This window comes from Burkholderia sp. Leaf177 (assembly GCF_001424345.1).
In the GTDB taxonomy this organism is placed as follows: Bacteria; Pseudomonadota; Gammaproteobacteria; order Burkholderiales; family Burkholderiaceae; genus Caballeronia.
Genome location: NZ_LMPF01000002.1, coordinates 379,626 through 396,333 on the forward strand (window position 1 = coordinate 379,626; position 16,708 = coordinate 396,333).

Below are 16,708 nucleotides of genomic sequence, written 5' to 3' on the forward strand. Positions count from 1 at the left end.
CCTCGCGCCCTCAGCCCATGTGCAGGCCGCCGTTCAGCGAGAAGTCGGCGCCGGTCGAGAATCCCGATTCCTCCGATGCCAGCCACGCCACGATCGACCCGATTTCCTCGGGCCGTCCAAGCCGGCGAACCGGAATGGTCGCGACAATCTTCTCCAGCACGTCCGGACGGATGGACTTCACCATATCCGTGCCGATATACCCCGGCGAAATGGTGTTGACCGTCACGCCCTTGGTCGCCACTTCCTGCGCGAGCGCCATCGTGAAACCGTGAATGCCGGCTTTCGCCGTCGAATAGTTCGTCTGGCCGAACTGCCCTTTCTGGCCGTTCACCGACGAAATATTGATGATGCGCCCGAAGCCGCGCTCGACCATTCCATCGATTACCTGCTTCGTCACGTTGAAGAGACTTGTCAGATTGGTATCGATGACCGCGGTCCAGTCTTCGTGCGTCATCTTGCGGAACACGACGTCCCGCGTGATGCCAGCATTGTTCACCAGCACGTCGATCTCGCCGACTTCCGACTTGACCTTGTCGAAGGCGTTCTTGGTCGACTCCCAGTCGCCCACGTTGCCTTCCGACGCGATGAACTCGTAGCCGAGCGCCTTTTGTTCTTCGAGCCATTTGACCCGGCGTGGCGAATTCGGCCCGCAACCCGCGACGACCGTGAAGCCGTCCTTGTGCAACCGCTGACAGATGCTCGTGCCGATGCCACCCATACCGCCCGTTACGTACGCTACTCGTTTAGTCATTGCTCGCTCCGTTTATCTTTATGTGCGCTGGTTCAGCGCACCGTGCCCGTTCGCACGGCCTCCCTACGGACGCTCGAGTGCGAGCGCCACGCCCATGCCGCCGCCGATGCACAGCGACGCCAGCCCTTTCTTTGCATCGCGTTTCTGCATTTCGTGCAGTAGCGTGACCAGGATCCGCGCGCCCGACGCTCCAATCGGATGGCCGATTGCAATCGCGCCGCCGTTCACGTTGATCTTCGATGTATCCCAGCCCATTTGCTGATGCACCGCAAGCGCTTGCGCGGCAAACGCTTCGTTGATTTCCATCAGGTCCAGGTCGCCCACGGACCAGCCCGCGCGCTCCAGACACCGCTTCGATGCCGGCACCGGACCCATGCCCATGACCTTCGGGTCGACGCCCGCGTTCGCGTACGCCTTGATGCGCGCGAGCGGCGTGAGGCCGAGCGCATCAGCTTTTTTAGCCGACATCACGATGACGGCCGCGGCGCCGTCGTTCAGGCCGGAAGCATTGGCCGCGGTGACCGTGCCTTCCTTCGAAAACGCCGGTTTCAGCGATGCCAGCGATTCCGCCGTCACGCCGTGACGCACAAATTCATCGGTGGCGAAGCGCACGGGATCGCCCTTGCGCTGGGGAATCTCGACGGGCACGATTTCATCGTCGAAACGGCCGGACTTCTGCGCCGCTTCCGCCTTGTTCTGCGACAAGGCGGCGAACGCGTCCTGGTTCGCGCGCGAGATGCCGTATTCCTTCGCGACGTTTTCCGCGGTCACGCCCATATGGATGGAATTGAACGCGTCCCACAACCCGTCGACGATCATCGAGTCGATCAGCTTGGCGTCGCCCATGCGAAAGCCATCGCGCGAACCCGGCAGCACGTGCGGCGCGGCGCTCATGTTTTCCTGGCCGCCCGCGACCACGATGTCGGCATCGCCGGCAATGATCGCGTTCGCTGCAAGCATCACGGCCTTCAGGCCCGAGCCGCACACCTTGTTGATGGTCATGCCCGGAACGGCGTTCGGGAAACCCGCCTTGATCAGCGCCTGACGCGCCGGATTCTGACCGGAGCCGGCCGTGAGCACCTGGCCGAGGATCACCTCGCTGATCTGCTCCGGCTTGAGATTCGCGCGCTCCAGCACGGCGCGCAGCACGACTGCGCCCAGATCAGGCGCGGCGATCTTTGCCAGCGACCCGCCGAATTTGCCGACTGCCGTCCGTGCAGCCGATACGATCACTACGTCTGTCATTTTCAGTTTCCTCTGAGAGTCGAAAGTGGTGGCCCGCCTCGGGAGGCGGCGCCATTAGCCCGCTTGCCGTATTTACGTATTTCCGACGATGCACGCAGCGCGCCGAACAACGCCCGTGTCATGCGTAATTTCCCGCCTACTGTTGACCCGCCGCGGCTGAAATGCAATCGGGTCTGGTCCGCATGCCGCTCACTGGTCTCGCTGCAGGACATAGCGTCCCGGCGCCGGCTCGATCACCGGAAAATCGTCGGATCCCAGCGCCGGCTTCGGCTTCACTTTCTTGCCGCCGTAACCATCTAGCCAGGCGGTCCAGGTGGTCCACCAGCTTCCCGGATGCTCGGTCGCGCCTTCGAACCAATCGTCGGCATTTTCGGGAAGGGTTTTATCGTCGGTATCGAGCTTCCAGAAACTGCGCTTGTTCTTCGATGGCGGATTGATCACGCCTGCAATATGCCCGGAAGCGCCGAGAACGAAGGTCTGCGGCCCGGTAAGCAATGGCGCGGAGGCATAAGCCGCCGTCCACGGCACGATGTGATCCTCGCGCGATCCGTAAAGGAAAGTAGGCACGTCGATCAGCGACAGATCCACCGGCTCGCCACACGTCGTCAATTCGCCCGGATTGCGAAGGCGGTTTTCCAGATACGTGTGGCGCAAATACCAGACGAACATGGGCCCGGGAAGATTGGTCGAGTCGCTATTCCAGTAAAGCAGATCGAACGCCTGAGGCGTGCGGCCCTTCAGGTAGTTGTCGACCACATAGTTCCACACCAGGTCGTTCGGGCGCAGATACGAGAAGGTGTTCGCGAACTCGACGCCGCGCATCAGACCCGCCGCCGTCCCATCCTTGCCGCCAATGGTCTGCTCGCGCATCTTCACATGCTGCTCATCGATAAACACATCCAGCACGCCCGTGTCCGTGAAATCGAGCATGGCGGTGAGCAAGGTCATCGATGCCGCCGGATGTTCCCCGCGCGCGGCGAGAACGGCGAGCGCGGTCGCGAGCATGGTGCCGCCGACGCAAAAACCGAGCGTATTGATCTGCTCGCGTCCGCTGATCTGCTTGACCACATCGATAGGCGTCAACACGCCTTCGTCGATGTAATCGTCCCAGGTCTTGTGCGCAATCGACGCATCGGCATTACGCCATGAAATCATGAAAACCTGATGGCCGGCATCGAGCGCATGACCGACGAGCGAACCTTCGGGCTGCAGGTCGAGGATATAAAACTTGTTGATGCAAGGCGGCACGATCAGCAACGGCCGCTCGCGCACGGTGGCGGTATGCGGCGTGTACTGAATCAGTTGCAGCAGGTCGTTCTCGAACACGACCGAACCTTGCGTGGTCGCAATGTTCTTGCCGACCACGAAGCCGGATTCATCGCTTTGCCGAATCTTGCCGCGCTGCATGTCAGCGAGCAGATTCATCATGCCTTTTTGCAGGCTTTCGCCGCGGCTTTCGATCAACGCCTTTTGCGCATCCGGATTCAACGCAATGTAATTGCTCGGCGATGCCGCCGCCGCCCATTGCTGCACGGCGAAGCGGATGCGCTCGCGCGTCTTGGCATCGCCTTCGACCGCTTCCGCAAGCTCCTGCAAATACCGCGCGTTCAGCACGTACCACGCGGCGGCAAATGCGAAACCGGGCGTGGACTGCCAGGCGGGGCCGCTAAAACGCCGGTCTTTCAGCGTCGATAAATCGATGCTTTGCGCGCTCGCCTGCTTCACCAGTTCCGTGGCGTCGCGCGAGAAATTAGCCTGCAATTCCTGCAGGCGTTGCGGCGCGATTGCAGCCGTAGGGATTTTCGGCATGGCGGGGATGCCGGGTATCGACGGAAACATGGACTGGATGTTGCCGTTACCGCCGGGAAAACCCGCAAAGCCGGGGATGCCGCCGAACGCCGCGAAGGGATTCGCCGCCGGTGATGACGCCGAACCCGGATTGGCTTGCGCCGCGAGTTTTTGCCACGAAGAGGGATCGGCGACCGAACGCCATGTGTTGAGCCATTGCTCGAACATCTTTTGCACGGCGGCGGGATCTGCACCGGGCACGCTGAATGGCGTACTCGACGCTGCATCCGTGGCCTGATCCTTGGCAGAAGAACGTGACGAACCGGATGAAGATGAGGAAGACGATCTGGAAGCAGCCATATCCGCGTTTGACCTAAGCGTCCCGAAAGACTGAGTTGCTGATAGAGGCGTGACGTGGAGCCGCGTCGGGGATCATCGCGGGCGAAGTGCCGCGGGCTTTAATTGCTCGACAGATGCCCGACCGCGATGATGTGACCTTGCTAGCGCCGTGCGCTTTTGTGAAACATTCTTGCTCCACGGTGCAAGGTGTGTCAATGCATCGCCTTGATTTTGACGCAGTGCGATATTTTTTTCATCATCGTTTTCCCGATGTAATCAATCGATCGGACAATGAAATTTGCTGCGCACAATGAACGCGGCGCTGGCGTGTGCTTTGTTGCGTGCGCTTAGCGTAGAAAGGTTAATCGGCAAGCCAGATCATGGCGGCCATGCGCCCGGTCGTGCGATCCCGCCTGTACGAATAGAACCGCTCGGTTTCAGTCACCGTGCAATGTCCTCCACCGTGGACGTTCTCCGGGACGACGCCCGACAGTTCGAGCCGCAAACGCGCAAGCGCGTAAAGATTGGCGAGATATTTGTGTTTCTGCTGACGCGGGACGAAGGCGGCAGCAACCGCGTCGCGATGCGCAGGATCGGACGAACTCACGAAAGTTTCAAGTACGTCCTCGCCGACTTCAAAGGCCGTTGGTCCTATTGCAGGTCCCAGCCACGCATGCAGACTCTCCATCCGCGTGCCGGCCAGACTGGCAACGCGCGTCGCCGTTTTTTCGACGATACCGCCCGCCAATCCCCTCCAACCCGCATGAGCTGCGCCGACCGCGTGGCCGGCGGTATCGCAGAAAAGCACGGGGAGGCAATCCGCGACCATCACCGCGCAGACCGCGCCCGGGCGATCGGTCACGGCGGCATCGGCTTTGACCGGCAGCGCGGGAGACCCCGCACAACGGTCGATCATTTCGCCCGCGTCTTGAATCTCGACTCCGTGAACCTGCTCAAGCCACGCGACAGGCGCGCCCGTCAGCTCGACCACGCGGCGACGGTTTTCGAGCACCGCTTCAGGTGCGTCGCCAGTGTGCAATCCAAGGTTCAGGCCGCCGCGGCCGTTGGCGCCGCCAAATGGCCCTTCGCTCACGCCACCGTTACGCGTGGTCGCGAATGCGCGCACGCGCGTCGATACTTTCGAAACTCCGCTCGACCATTCGGGCCACAGGCAATCATCGTGACGAAGTGGCCGCGCCAGGAAATCCGCGTGGGAAGACTCGCTCACTGCGCTCACTCCTCATCGTCGTCTTCGTCGTATTCGATCGGCTGTGATTCATCCCAGCCGCCACGCGCGCTCGCGTCGTAACCCTCTTCCTGGATGAAATCCTCGTCTTCCGGATCGAGATCCGTCGATTCGTCGCGGCCAAGTCCCAATTCCGCCGCCAGCGCTTCAATATCCTCCGGCACATCCGCGCGCCAGCTTATCTCGCGGCCCGTCGTGGGATGGATCAGGCCAAGACGCCAGGCATGCAGTGCCTGGCGGTTGAAACCATCAGGTAGCGGCTGCACCGATCGCTTGCCGCGCGCGTGGCCATAAATTGGATCGCCGAGAAGCGGATGCCGGATATGCGCGCAATGCACGCGAATCTGGTGCGTGCGGCCGGTATCGAGATCGCAATGCACGGCGGACACGGGTTGCTGGTTCCACATCGCCCGGTCGATCGTGCGGTAATGCGTACGCGCATATTTGCCCGATGCGCTCTCCACCACCGCCATGCGCGTGCGGTCGCGCGGATCACGGCCGATAGGGGCATCGATCGTGCCTTCGTCCGGCATCGTCCCCCACACCAGCGCGACGTAGCGGCGCTTGACGGTGCGCGCCTGCAACTGGCGCGTGAGAATGGTCTGCGCCTCGAGTGTGCGCGCGACGACCATGAGCCCCGACGTCTCCTTATCCAGCCGATGCACGATACCCGCGCGCGGCAAACCCGCGGCGGCATCGCCGTATCGATAAAGCAGGCCGTTCAGCAACGTGCCGCTCCAGTTCCCGGCCGCCGGATGCACGACCATGCCGGCCGGTTTGTTGATGACCACGAGCGCGTCGTCTTCGTAGACGATGTCGAGCGGCACGGGTTCGGGCGTGAAGGCGAGCTGCTCGGGCAGCAGATCGGGAATCAGCGTGATGGTGGCGCCCAGCGGCACGGGCTGCCGGATCTTGGCGGGCGCGCCGTCGACCTGCACGCGCTGTGCATCGATCCACGTCTGCAAACGGCTGCGCGAGAATTCCGGAAACAGGCGGGCCATGACCTTGTCGAGGCGCTCGCCGGCGTACTCGTCCGGCACGGCAATCGTGCGCGGCGTTTCAGCATCGGCGCGGCGTGCATGAAGGTTGGTGGACACAGGTGTGCCGTGCGTTTCGGTTGCAGAGCCGGACGCCGCCGCGGATGCGGTCAAATCGTCCGGACGTGCGTCGTCGGCCGATGCGCTTGGGCTATAATCTTTGCTGCGATCTTTGGTACGACTTGTACTTGAGCGGGTCATTTAGACTGAAAGCTGGGAATTAGCCAGAAAGGCATGAGCTAGAAAATGCAAGCACTGATGCGAGCCGTGAATCAAGCTTTGAAAACCGTTTTGAACCCTGTGCGCCAGTTGATCAGCCTGCCAGGCAGGTTATTGTCGAACTCGTCTGTCAGGGTTGCTGCGATGGCTGCAGGTGCCGTCATTGTCGCAGGCTGCCATGGTTTGCCCGAGAAAACCGACGAAACGGCAACGTGGAATAACGGGAAATTATACTCGGAGGCGCAGGATGCGCTGACCGGCGGCGACTTCGGCAAATGCGCGAAGTATTTCGAGAACCTCGAAGGCCGTGACCCGTTCGGACATTTCGCGCAACAAGCGCAGATCAACGTTGCGTACTGCAACTGGAAAGACGGTGAAACCGCATCGGCAGATGCGGCGATCGACCGGTTCATCAAGCTGCACCCGGATCATCCGGACATTGCCTACGCGTATTACCTGAAAGGCATGATCCACTTCAATGACGACCTCGGTTTGTTCGGCCGTTTTTCCGGCCAGGACATGAGCGAGCGCGATCCGAAGTCGCTGCGCGAATCCTACGATGCGTTCAAGGTCGTGGTGGACCGTTATCCGCAAAGCAAGTACGCGCCGGATGCAGCGCAACGCATGCGTTATATCGTGAACGCACTTGCTTCGCATGAAGTTCATGCAGCGGATTATTACTATCGCCGTGGTGCTTATGTGGCTGCGATCAACCGCGCGCAACTTGCCATTCGCGAGTACAAGAACGCACCGGCAACGGAAGATGCGCTGCATATCATGATGCTGTCGTATGGCAAGCTCGATCAGCCGCAACTTGAAGGCGATACGAAGCGCGTGCTGGCTGCTACGTTCCCGGATAGCCCGTATGTGACCGGCAGGGCACGCCCAGGCAGGGACAACAAGTCCTGGTGGCAGATCTGGTAAGCGATTTCGTTCTCGCTGCAAATAAAAAACCCGGCTTTTCAAGCCGGGTTTTTTATTGCGCGCTCGGTTCAATCGATGCGCCGGGCTTACTCGTCCGCCTCGGCCACCGCCGTTTCCGGATCGGTGAAAAACGCGCGCACCACTTCTATCTCGCGTGTGCGCTTGAACGGCGGCAGGCTTTGCCAGATACGTCGGCCATAGGGTTTATCGACGAGACGTGTGTCGCAGATCATCAGCACGCCACGATCCGTTTCCGCACGAATGAGGCGGCCCGCGCCCTGCTTGAGGGTAATCACCGCTTGCGGCAACTGGTGCACGGCGAACGGACTCAAGCCCTTTTTCGTCAACGCATCGAGTCTCGCCGACAACACCGGGTCGTCCGGCGGCGCGAACGGCAACTTGTCGATAACCACCAGCGAAAGCGCGTCGCCACGTACGTCCACGCCTTCCCAGAAGCTTTGGCTGCCGACCAGGATTGCGTTGCCATATGAACGGAAACGATCGAGCAATTCGGTGCGGCTCGCGTCGCCCTGAACCAGCAGCGGGTAATCCCAGCCGCGCCGCTCGATAGTGTCCCGCATCCGGTTCGCGATGCGATCGACTGCGCGCAGCGTGGTGCAAAGGAAAAACACGCCGCCCTTCGATGCCTCGATGACAGGCAAAGCGGCATCGAACACGGCGTCGGTGAAATTCGGCGATGAAGGTTGCGGCAAGTTGCGCGGCACGTACAGCAAGCCTTGCTGGGGATAATCGAAGGGACTCGGCAGCGTCATGGAGCGCCGCGCGTTCAAGCCCATTTGTGCGGCGTAATGCGTGAAGTCGCCGCGCACCGACAAAGTCGCCGATGTGAAGATCCACGCGCGCGGCACGCCAGCGCGCTGCTTCGAAAAGATCGGCGCGACGGACAACGGCGTTTCGTGCAACTGAACCGTGTGCGAAAACACTTCGATCCATCGAACCATCTCGTTTGGATCGGCTTTTGCGGCCGCTTCTTTTTCTTCGGCGATGGCTTTTTCCGCGGCCGTTGGCGGCGCGGTCCAGCCGCCGAGCAAACCCTGAAGTTCGCGAGCCCGGCGCTGCAGCGCGCCCAGCGATTCCGCCCGTTCCGCATGTGCATTCAGTGCGGCTGTGAGCGCGTCGAGATGTTCTTCGAGCGTGTCGAGGGCATTGAATAGAGGATGATCGTCGGCGAGCTGGCCGAGCGACATGCGCACCGAATCTTCCCTGAACGCAAGCCGGACATCGCGCGCGGCGCGTTCGAGCGCGGCACCGAGCTTCGTCCAGTCGGAAAAGTCACGCGCGTGGCTCAGGCCTTCCGCGACGGCATCGCGTGCAAGTTCCAGAAACTGCGTGGTGGAAACGGTCTCGCCGAAAAACAGCGTCGCGGTTTCGGGCAGCTGATGCGCTTCGTCGAAGATGATGGTGTTCGCGGTCGGCAGCAATTCGGCCATGCCGGTGTCGCGAAGCATGACGTCGGCGAAAAACAAGTGATGGTTGACCACCACAATGTCCGCCTGCTGCGCCTCGCGGCGTGCCTGCATGACAAAACATTCCTTGTAATGCGGGCAATCCTGGCCGAGGCAATTGTCGCGCGTGGATGTGACCATCGGCCAGACTGGCGAATTCTCCGGAATGCTCGCGAGTTCGGCCTTGTCGCCGGTATGCGTGATCTTCGCGAAGCGGATGATCTCCTGCAAATGCGCCGTGTCCTGGCGCGTCGGCAAGCGGCCGTTATCGGCGGTGCGCTGTAAATAATAATGGCACAGATAATTCGCGCGGCCTTTGAGCATCGCGACGGAAACCGGCACGGCAAGCGCGTCGCGCACGGTCGGAATATCGCGCTGGAACAATTGGTCCTGCAAGTGCTTGGTGCCGGTCGAGACGATCACCTTGCCGCCCCACAACATGGCCGGCACGAGATACGCGAAGGTCTTGCCCGTCCCCGTGCCCGCTTCCACGATCAACGTGTTTTCACCGCCATCGACGCCTGTGGACGCAGTGGCGAGGCCAATTTCGTCGCCGTTTTCTTCGACCACGACCGGCGCATCCGATGGCCCCAGCTTGCGTGCCGGGCGGCGTTGCGCGTCGAGCATGGCGGGCTCGGGCATGGCGCGGCCGGACGCTTCCATCGCGGCGGCGACTGCGCGCGCCATGTCGATCTGCGATGCGCGCGAGCGATAGCCATCGATTTGACGCGCCAGCAGACCCTCGGCGGCAAAAATCGCGTCGAGTTCGATGCGGCGTTTTGGTGCGAGCGTGAGCGAGAGCGATGTGTCGGCGACACCCGCTTTCGCGGCCGGCTTCAGCACGGATTCCGCGTGGTCCATGGGGGCGTTGTCGGGCGAATTCAAAGGGACGTTCCTGCTTTGTAGCTTGGGCTTTGGTGCCGCGTGCGGGCCAACACTGTTCGACGCACGCGTTGCTGAATCGCGCAACGCCGTTTCAGCGCGCGTCCGGTTCCAACTGTAACTGCAGCAGGATGATCGTATCCTTGACCTTGAGCTTGCGCTTTTTCAGGCGCCTGATTTCGAGCTCATTGATGCCGGGCACGTCCGCCATCTTTCCGATCAAGCTGTCCAGGCCGTGGTGCTCTGCCTGCAACTGCCCTATACGCTCGCGGATCGTGCCGGCATCCACTTCTGCTGCAGGATATGCATGCATGTTCGGCTCCTCTCGTCGCGGCAAAACGCCGGGAAATACTGGCGGCGTCGCCCGAGGTTGCTGTCCACATCCAGAGTTTCGAAAGCTTACTTCGGTTGTTGCTGTTGTTGCTGTTGTTGCTTGAGCTGCTCTTGATGCGCCCGATCCGCGGCGTCCTGGGCGGCACGCTGCTGCTGTTTCGCAGCAGCTTCCTTCTGCCGGGCCTGAACCTCCGCCTGATGTTCGGCGGCGTCGCGCTGCTTCGCCTCGAATCGCTCAGCCTTTGCGTCACGATCGCGCGCGTCCTGCACGCCGCGCGCGGCGGCGTCGTCGAGCTTCTTCTGGTAGTCCGCCTGCTTGCGGTCGTAGGCCGCCTGATTCTGAGCGCGCTGCGGCGCTTCCGCGTTGCGCTGTGCTTCGGAAAGCGCGTTCTGGCGCTGCTTCTCCGCGAATGACTCCGCGCTCGCTTTTTCGGTCGCTGCGCGTTGCGGCGCATCCGCATCGTACTGCGCGCGCTTGATCGCGGTCTGCTGATCGCGCTGCTGCGCGTGTGCCAGCCGTTGCTCGTCGTCGAGTGCCAGCTGTTCCTTGCGGATTTCCTGGCTCACGTCGCGCTTGGCCGCGCGCGCGGCATTAAGGCAATGATTGACGAAAAAATTGCTGTAGCAATCGTGCTGCTGGACCGCATAACGATAATTGTTTTCTTCGCTGCGCACATCAAGCGCTTTCTGACGCGCGCCGAAGCCGTTCGTGTCCGCAGTTGGGTCCGCGGCACTGGCGCCGTTCGCTCCAGCGCTGTCGAGCGGAGACTCGGTAACCGACGTATTCGGGTTGATCGGCTTCGGCGTCTGCGCCATCGCGCCTTGCACGAAACCCGCGCAAGCAAGCACGACCGAGGCGGCCGCAAGCGGACGAAACCATCGTGAGAAAAAACGCACGGCATCGCCCGATGCGGTCAGACCGGTCGAGGCGAACGATTCGACTGGATCAGTCGGCAAAATGGACGAGAGGCGGGAGGTCGGCAACGTGATAGCCAGCGGGTTGGACAAAGTATGAAATGCAGCTTCTACGATGCCGAAATTCTATCACCGCGCGCCGGAGCCCTCCGGCATTTATGGCAAAATGCCCCGCTTCACCAACCCGGCAAACGTGTTCGCGCGGATTCAAGTGAAATGCGCGGCATGGAAACGCCCCTGATGAGCCAGCAGGCAGACGCAGACACCCATGACGGAAACCGTAGCACTCAAGATTGTCCAGCGCATCGCCACCGAGTTGAATGTGCAACCGCGCCAGGTCGCCGCGACCGTGCAGCTTCTCGATGAAGGCTCCACCGTTCCGTTCATCGCCCGTTATAGAAAGGAAGTGACCGGCAATCTCGACGATACGCAATTGCGCAATCTCGAGGAACGCCTCGTCTATCTTCGCGAACTCGAAGACCGGCGCGCGGCGATTGTCCAGAGTATCGACGAACAGGGCAAGCTCACGCCCGAACTGCGCGCAGCCGTTGAGCGCGCCGACAGCAAGCAGGTGCTCGAAGACCTGTATCTCCCGTACAAGCCCAAACGCCGCACCCGCGCGATGATCGCCCGCGAAGCTGGCCTGCAGCCGCTCGCGGACGCCCTCCTCGCCGATCCGAAGCTCGATCCGCAAACCGAAGCCGCGCGTTATGTGGACGCAGAAAAAGGCGTCGCCGACACGAAAGCCGCGCTCGATGGCGCCCGCGACATTCTCTCCGAACAGTTCGGCGAAACCGCGGAAATCCTCGGCAAGGTTCGCGAATATCTGTTCAAGCAAGGCAGCGTGATCTCGACCGTTGTCGAAGGCAAGGAAACCGAGGAAGGCGAAAAATTCCGCGATTACTACGACTATTCGGAAACCATTCGCACGGTGCCGTCGCATCGGGCGCTGGCGCTGTTTCGCGGCCGTAATGCGGGCGTTCTGTCCGTCAAGCTGGGCCTCGGCGGGGAACTCGATGCACAAGTGCCGCATCCGGGCGAAACGCTGATTGCGAACCACGTTGGTATCGCCAATCAGGGCCGCCCCGCCGATAAATGGCTCGCCGACGTCTGCCGCTGGTGCTGGCGCGTGAAGGTGCAGCCGAATATCGAAAACGATTTGCTGACGAACTTGCGGGAAGAAGCCGAAGGCGAAGCGATCCGTGTGTTTGCGCGTAATCTGAAGGATCTCTTGCTGGCGGCGCCGGCAGGCCCGAAAGCGGTTATCGGACTCGATCCGGGCATGCGCACAGGCGTGAAGGTCGCCGTGGTCGATCGCACCGGCAAGCTGCTTGCAACAGACGTCATCTATCCGCACGAGCCGCGTCGCGACTGGGACGGGTCGCTTGCCAAGCTTGCACGCATCGCCGCACAGACGCAGGCTGAGTTGATCAGCATCGGCAATGGCACCGCATCGCGCGAGACGGACAAGCTTGCAAGCGAGTTGATCGCGAAACACCCCGAGTTGAAGCTGCAGAAGATCGTTGTATCCGAAGCGGGAGCATCGATTTATTCGGCGTCCGAACTGGCATCGAAGGAATTTCCTGACCTCGACGTGACCTTGCGCGGCGCGGTTTCAATCGCACGGCGTTTGCAGGATCCGCTTGCCGAACTCGTCAAGATCGACCCGAAGGCAATTGGCGTCGGCCAGTATCAGCACGACGTGAATCAGCGCGACCTCGCCCGTTCGCTCGATGCTGTCGTCGAGGATTGCGTGAACGCGGTTGGCGTGGACGCAAACACTGCTTCGGTGGCCTTGCTCGCGCGCGTGTCGGGCTTGAATGCGACGCTGGCGCGAAATATCGTCGATTTCCGCGATGCCAACGGCCCGTTCGCTTCACGCGACCAGCTGAAAAAAGTCCCTCGTCTCGGCGATAAAACCTTCGAACAAGCCGCCGGGTTCTTGCGCATCAACAATGGCGTGAATCCGCTGGACCGGTCGTCGGTGCACCCGGAAGCGTATCCGGTTGTTGAACGGATTCTGGCAAAGATCAAGAAGCACGCCGCTGACGTGATGGGCAAGCGCGAGGCCTTGTCGGGCTTGTCGCCGGCAGATTTCGTCGATGAACGTTTTGGCTTGCCTACTATCCGCGACATTCTGACCGAGCTCGAAAAACCCGGCCGCGATCCGCGTCCCGAGTTCAAGACGGCCACGTTCCGCGAAGGCGTCGAGAAGCTTTCGGATCTGGCGCCGGGAATGATCCTGGAAGGCGTGGTCACGAACGTGGCGGCGTTCGGCGCGTTTATCGATATTGGCGTGCATCAGGACGGTCTCGTGCACGTTTCCGCGATGTCGACGAAGTTCATCAAGGACCCGCACGAGGTGGTGAAGGCCGGTCAGGTGGTCAAGGTGAAAGTGCTGGAAACCGATGTGAAGCGTCAGCGGATCGCGCTGACCATGCGTCTTGACGATGACTTCGCGCCCGAGGGCGGTTCGCCGCAGCAACAGGCTCGTGGCGGGCAGGATCGTCGTGGTAGCGGCGGTGGTGGTGGCAGCGCGCGCGATGAGCGTGGCAACGGCGGCGGCCGGCGCGAGCCGGAAACAGCCAGCAGCGCAATGGCAGCGGCATTTGCGAAGCTGAAGAAATGAGCTATCGCGAACCAGCGCAGCGAAAGTGAAAACGGCCCGTCGAAAGACGGGCCGTTTTTTTATGACTCAATCAAACGCAACACTCAAATCTCGATCTTCGTTCCCAGTTCAACCACGCGATTGGCGGGAATACTGAAGAAGTCGGTTGGCTTCGCGGCGTTCTGATGCATCCATGCGAACACGCGTTCACGCCACACTGACATGCCCGGCAACTGCGTCGGCACAACGGTCTCGCGGGCCATGAAAAACGACGTATCCATCAACTCGAACGTCATGTCGTGCGTTCGCCCGATTTCGAGCAAAACAGCCTTCACGTCGGGCGTTTCGTTGAAACCGTATTGCGCCTTGACCAGGAACAGACCACCGCCAGCATCCTTCACTTCCACGCGCGTGGCATCGTCCACATAGGGGACATCGCGCGTCGCGAAGTTCAGGAAAATGGTGCGCTCGTGCAGCACTTTGTTGTGCTTCAGGTTATGCAACAGGCTGACCGGCACGAGCGAATCGCTGCCCGTGAGATAGATCGCCGTGCCTGAAACACGATGCGGCGGATGCGCCAGCAATCCCTGAAGGAACGGCATCAGCGGAATACCATCGGCGGCGGTCCGGTCCTTGACGATCATGCGTCCCTTGAACCACGTCATCAGCAGGAAGAACAACACCCCGCCGATACCCAACGGCAACCAGCCGCCCTGCTCGATCTTGAGCAAGCTCGCGCCGAAGAATCCGACATCGATGATAAAAAACACGCTGATGATCGCGCCCACCAGGAACTTGTTCCATCCCCAAAGCTTGGTCATGACAACCGACGCGAGGATGGTCGTAACCAGCATGGTGGCGGTAACGGCCAGCCCATAAGCCGCCGCGAGATTTTCAGAACTCTTGAAGCCAATCACGATGCACAGGATGATGAACAGCAGCATCCAGTTCACGACCGGAATATAAATCTGTCCGATAGCCAGATCGGACGTATGCAGGATCTTCATGCGCGGCACGTAACCCAGCTGAATAGCCTGGCTCGTCAGCGAATATGCGCCAGAAATCACCGCCTGCGATGCAATCACGGTCGCAATCGTCGACAAGATCACGAGCGGCAGCAACGCCCAGTCGGGCGCCATCAGGAAGAACGGGCTTTCGCGCGCTTCGGGCGAATGCATCAGAAGCGCGCCCTGGCCGAAGTAATTGAGCAACAGCGATGGCATGACGAGGCCGTACCAGCCGTATCGAATCGGTTTCGCACCAAAGTGCCCCATGTCGGCATACAGCGCTTCAGCCCCGGTCAGCACCAGCACGACCGAACCCAGCACAATATACGCTTGCAACACATGCGCCTGCATGAACGAAAACGCGTAATACGGGTTCAGGGCGACCAGCACACGCGGCGCCTGGACGATGTGAAACACGCCCATTACAGCGAGCGTCACGAACCACACCAGCATGATCGGGCCGAACAGCTTGCCAACTACCGACGTGCCCCGTCGCTGGATCCAGAACAGCATGATCAAAATGACGATGGTGATCGGAATCACGTAATTCGCGAGCCGCGGCGAGGCGATTTCAAGTCCTTCCACCGCCGATATCACCGACATGGCCGGCGTAATAACCGCGTCGCCATAAAACATGCAGGCGCCGAAGATGCCGAGCATCATCAGCACGCCGGTGGCGCGGCCGGACTCCTTCAGCGTGCGCAGCGCCAGCGTCATGAGCGCGAGCACGCCGCCTTCGCCGTTGTTATCGGCGCGCATGACGAACAGCACGTATTTGATGCCCACCACGATCACGATCGCCCAGAACAGCAGCGAAATGACCCCAAGGACGGAAGCTTCGTTCAGTTCGATGCCATGCGACTTGCTGAACGCCTCTTTCAGCGCGTAAAGCGGGCTCGTGCCAATGTCGCCGAACACTACGCCGATAGCGGCAAGCGCCAGAGCAGGCAGTGGTTGTTTGCGCTCGTGCGCGTGGGTCATTGTTGTCATAAACGCGGGGGAGCCGTCGTGATCGGAAAAAACGAACGCCATTCTAACGCTGCACCTGCCGCCCCACCGCCGTGTTGTGATACCGCGACGACGGGCGCAATAAACCGATTTGACATTGCAGGGAAGCCCCTAAGGTGCATGGCGATAATCGCAAAAATGCCGTTCGAGCATGCTAACAGGCAATCGAACGGCAGTTTGCCTAGAACGGCATCACGGCGAAGATGCGGAAAGGAAAGTGGAAGGAATCAGCTGCGTTCGTCGTGCAAGCCCCGCTTGATCCACGCACCGAGGTTGTGCGGCCGGACAGTGTCCCATTCTTCGAACGGCTGATGAATCCAGGGGTTGGTTTCGAGAAACTGCACGAAATAGTCAGGCTTCACCTTCGAACAGCCTTTATACCAAAGCACCGCCGAGCGCACTGCCGTCACCGCCGGATAACGTTCTTTCAAATGCTGCTGAACACGCGACAGCGTGACGCCTGAATCGACCAGATCGTCAACGAGCAGCACATTGCCGGCGAGCTCGCCGCGCGTCATGGTGATGTATTGGCCAATATCGAGCGCGCCCTGCTCCGTTCCCGCCGCCTCACGATACGAACTCGTCGCCAGGATTGCGAGCGGCAAATCATAAATGCGCGAAAGCTGGTCGCCCACGCGCAAACCACCGCGCGCGAGGCACAGGATGTTGTCGAATTTCCAGCCTGAGTCGTGCACGGACAGCGCCAGCAGTTCGATCAGCCGGTGATATTCGTCCCAGCCTACCCACAGGTTACGGTCGTCGTTGCGCGGATCTTTCATCGCGATCATGATCAAGCTCTTTTAAATACCTACAGCGGTTGAAAATGCAAAGTGGCCGCACATTGAACTGACCCCGCGAAGTTGGACAGTTTTCGGCTAGGGCCGAGTGGGCTGAGTTCTGTACATCACAGGACTCAGCCCGTTTAGTTTGAGCTTGATGC

The 16,708-nt window shown here is 60.8% G+C and carries 12 protein-coding genes; 2 read left to right on the plus strand and 10 right to left on the minus strand.

Annotated elements, in window-relative coordinates:
* Window positions 1–10: 10 nt before the first annotated feature.
* From ASG35_RS05505 to ASG35_RS05525, 5 genes are all read right to left on the minus strand, one after another.
* Window positions 11–751, minus strand: a complete 741-nt coding sequence (locus ASG35_RS05505) for a 3-ketoacyl-ACP reductase (protein WP_056353691.1) — start codon at window positions 749–751, stop codon at window positions 11–13.
* A gap of 63 nt (window positions 752–814) precedes the next feature.
* Window positions 815–1,996 carry an acetyl-CoA C-acetyltransferase gene (locus ASG35_RS05510; RefSeq protein ID WP_056353693.1) on the minus strand — a complete coding sequence of 394 codons (1,182 nt, stop codon included), beginning with the start codon at window positions 1,994–1,996 and terminating at the stop codon, window positions 815–817.
* A 189-nt stretch (window positions 1,997–2,185) separates the two neighbouring features.
* Window positions 2,186–4,144: a class I poly(R)-hydroxyalkanoic acid synthase gene (gene phaC / locus ASG35_RS05515; protein WP_082508236.1), complete on the minus strand. Its 1,959-nt coding sequence runs from the start codon at window positions 4,142–4,144 to the stop codon at window positions 2,186–2,188.
* Between the two features lie 340 nt (window positions 4,145–4,484).
* Window positions 4,485–5,351, minus strand: coding sequence for a peptidoglycan editing factor PgeF (gene pgeF, locus ASG35_RS05520; protein ID WP_235527454.1), 867 nt, complete (start codon window positions 5,349–5,351; stop codon window positions 4,485–4,487).
* 5 nt (window positions 5,352–5,356) lie between these two features.
* Window positions 5,357–6,607, minus strand: coding sequence for an RluA family pseudouridine synthase (locus tag ASG35_RS05525; protein WP_056353696.1), 1,251 nt, complete (start codon window positions 6,605–6,607; stop codon window positions 5,357–5,359).
* A gap of 162 nt (window positions 6,608–6,769) precedes the next feature.
* On the opposite strand from ASG35_RS05525, the gene ASG35_RS05530 reads away from it, so the two are divergent.
* Complete coding sequence (locus ASG35_RS05530; protein ID WP_235527455.1) at window positions 6,770–7,549, plus strand: outer membrane protein assembly factor BamD; 780 nt, start codon at window positions 6,770–6,772, stop codon at window positions 7,547–7,549.
* 86 nt (window positions 7,550–7,635) lie between these two features.
* On the opposite strand, the gene ASG35_RS05535 is transcribed toward ASG35_RS05530, so the two are convergent.
* From ASG35_RS05535 to ASG35_RS05545, 3 genes are all read right to left on the minus strand, one after another.
* On the minus strand, window positions 7,636–9,876 hold the full coding sequence (locus tag ASG35_RS05535) for an ATP-dependent DNA helicase (protein ID WP_056353701.1): 2,241 nt from the start codon (window positions 9,874–9,876) through the stop codon (window positions 7,636–7,638).
* Window positions 9,877–9,991: 115 nt separating this feature from the next.
* A complete protein-coding gene (locus ASG35_RS05540) occupies window positions 9,992–10,210 on the minus strand; it encodes a DUF465 domain-containing protein (protein WP_056353704.1) in 219 nt (72 codons plus the stop codon).
* Window positions 10,211–10,296: 86 nt separating this feature from the next.
* A complete protein-coding gene (locus ASG35_RS05545; RefSeq protein ID WP_235527456.1) occupies window positions 10,297–11,214 on the minus strand; it encodes a colicin transporter in 918 nt (305 codons plus the stop codon).
* Between the two features lie 199 nt (window positions 11,215–11,413).
* Here ASG35_RS05545 and ASG35_RS05550 point away from each other — a divergent pair, with 199 nt between their 5' ends.
* Entirely contained in the window at window positions 11,414–13,774 is a 2,361-nt protein-coding gene (locus ASG35_RS05550) for a Tex family protein (protein ID WP_056353708.1), read from the plus strand.
* Window positions 13,775–13,857: 83 nt separating this feature from the next.
* On the opposite strand, the gene ASG35_RS05555 is transcribed toward ASG35_RS05550, so the two are convergent.
* Together ASG35_RS05555 and ASG35_RS05560 are read right to left on the minus strand one after the other, a co-directional pair.
* On the minus strand, window positions 13,858–15,750 hold the full coding sequence (locus ASG35_RS05555; protein WP_056353889.1) for a potassium transporter Kup: 1,893 nt from the start codon (window positions 15,748–15,750) through the stop codon (window positions 13,858–13,860).
* Window positions 15,751–15,995: 245 nt separating this feature from the next.
* Window positions 15,996–16,556 carry a phosphoribosyltransferase gene (locus ASG35_RS05560; protein WP_056353712.1) on the minus strand — a complete coding sequence of 187 codons (561 nt, stop codon included), beginning with the start codon at window positions 16,554–16,556 and terminating at the stop codon, window positions 15,996–15,998.
* Between the last annotated feature and the right edge of the window lie 152 nt (window positions 16,557–16,708).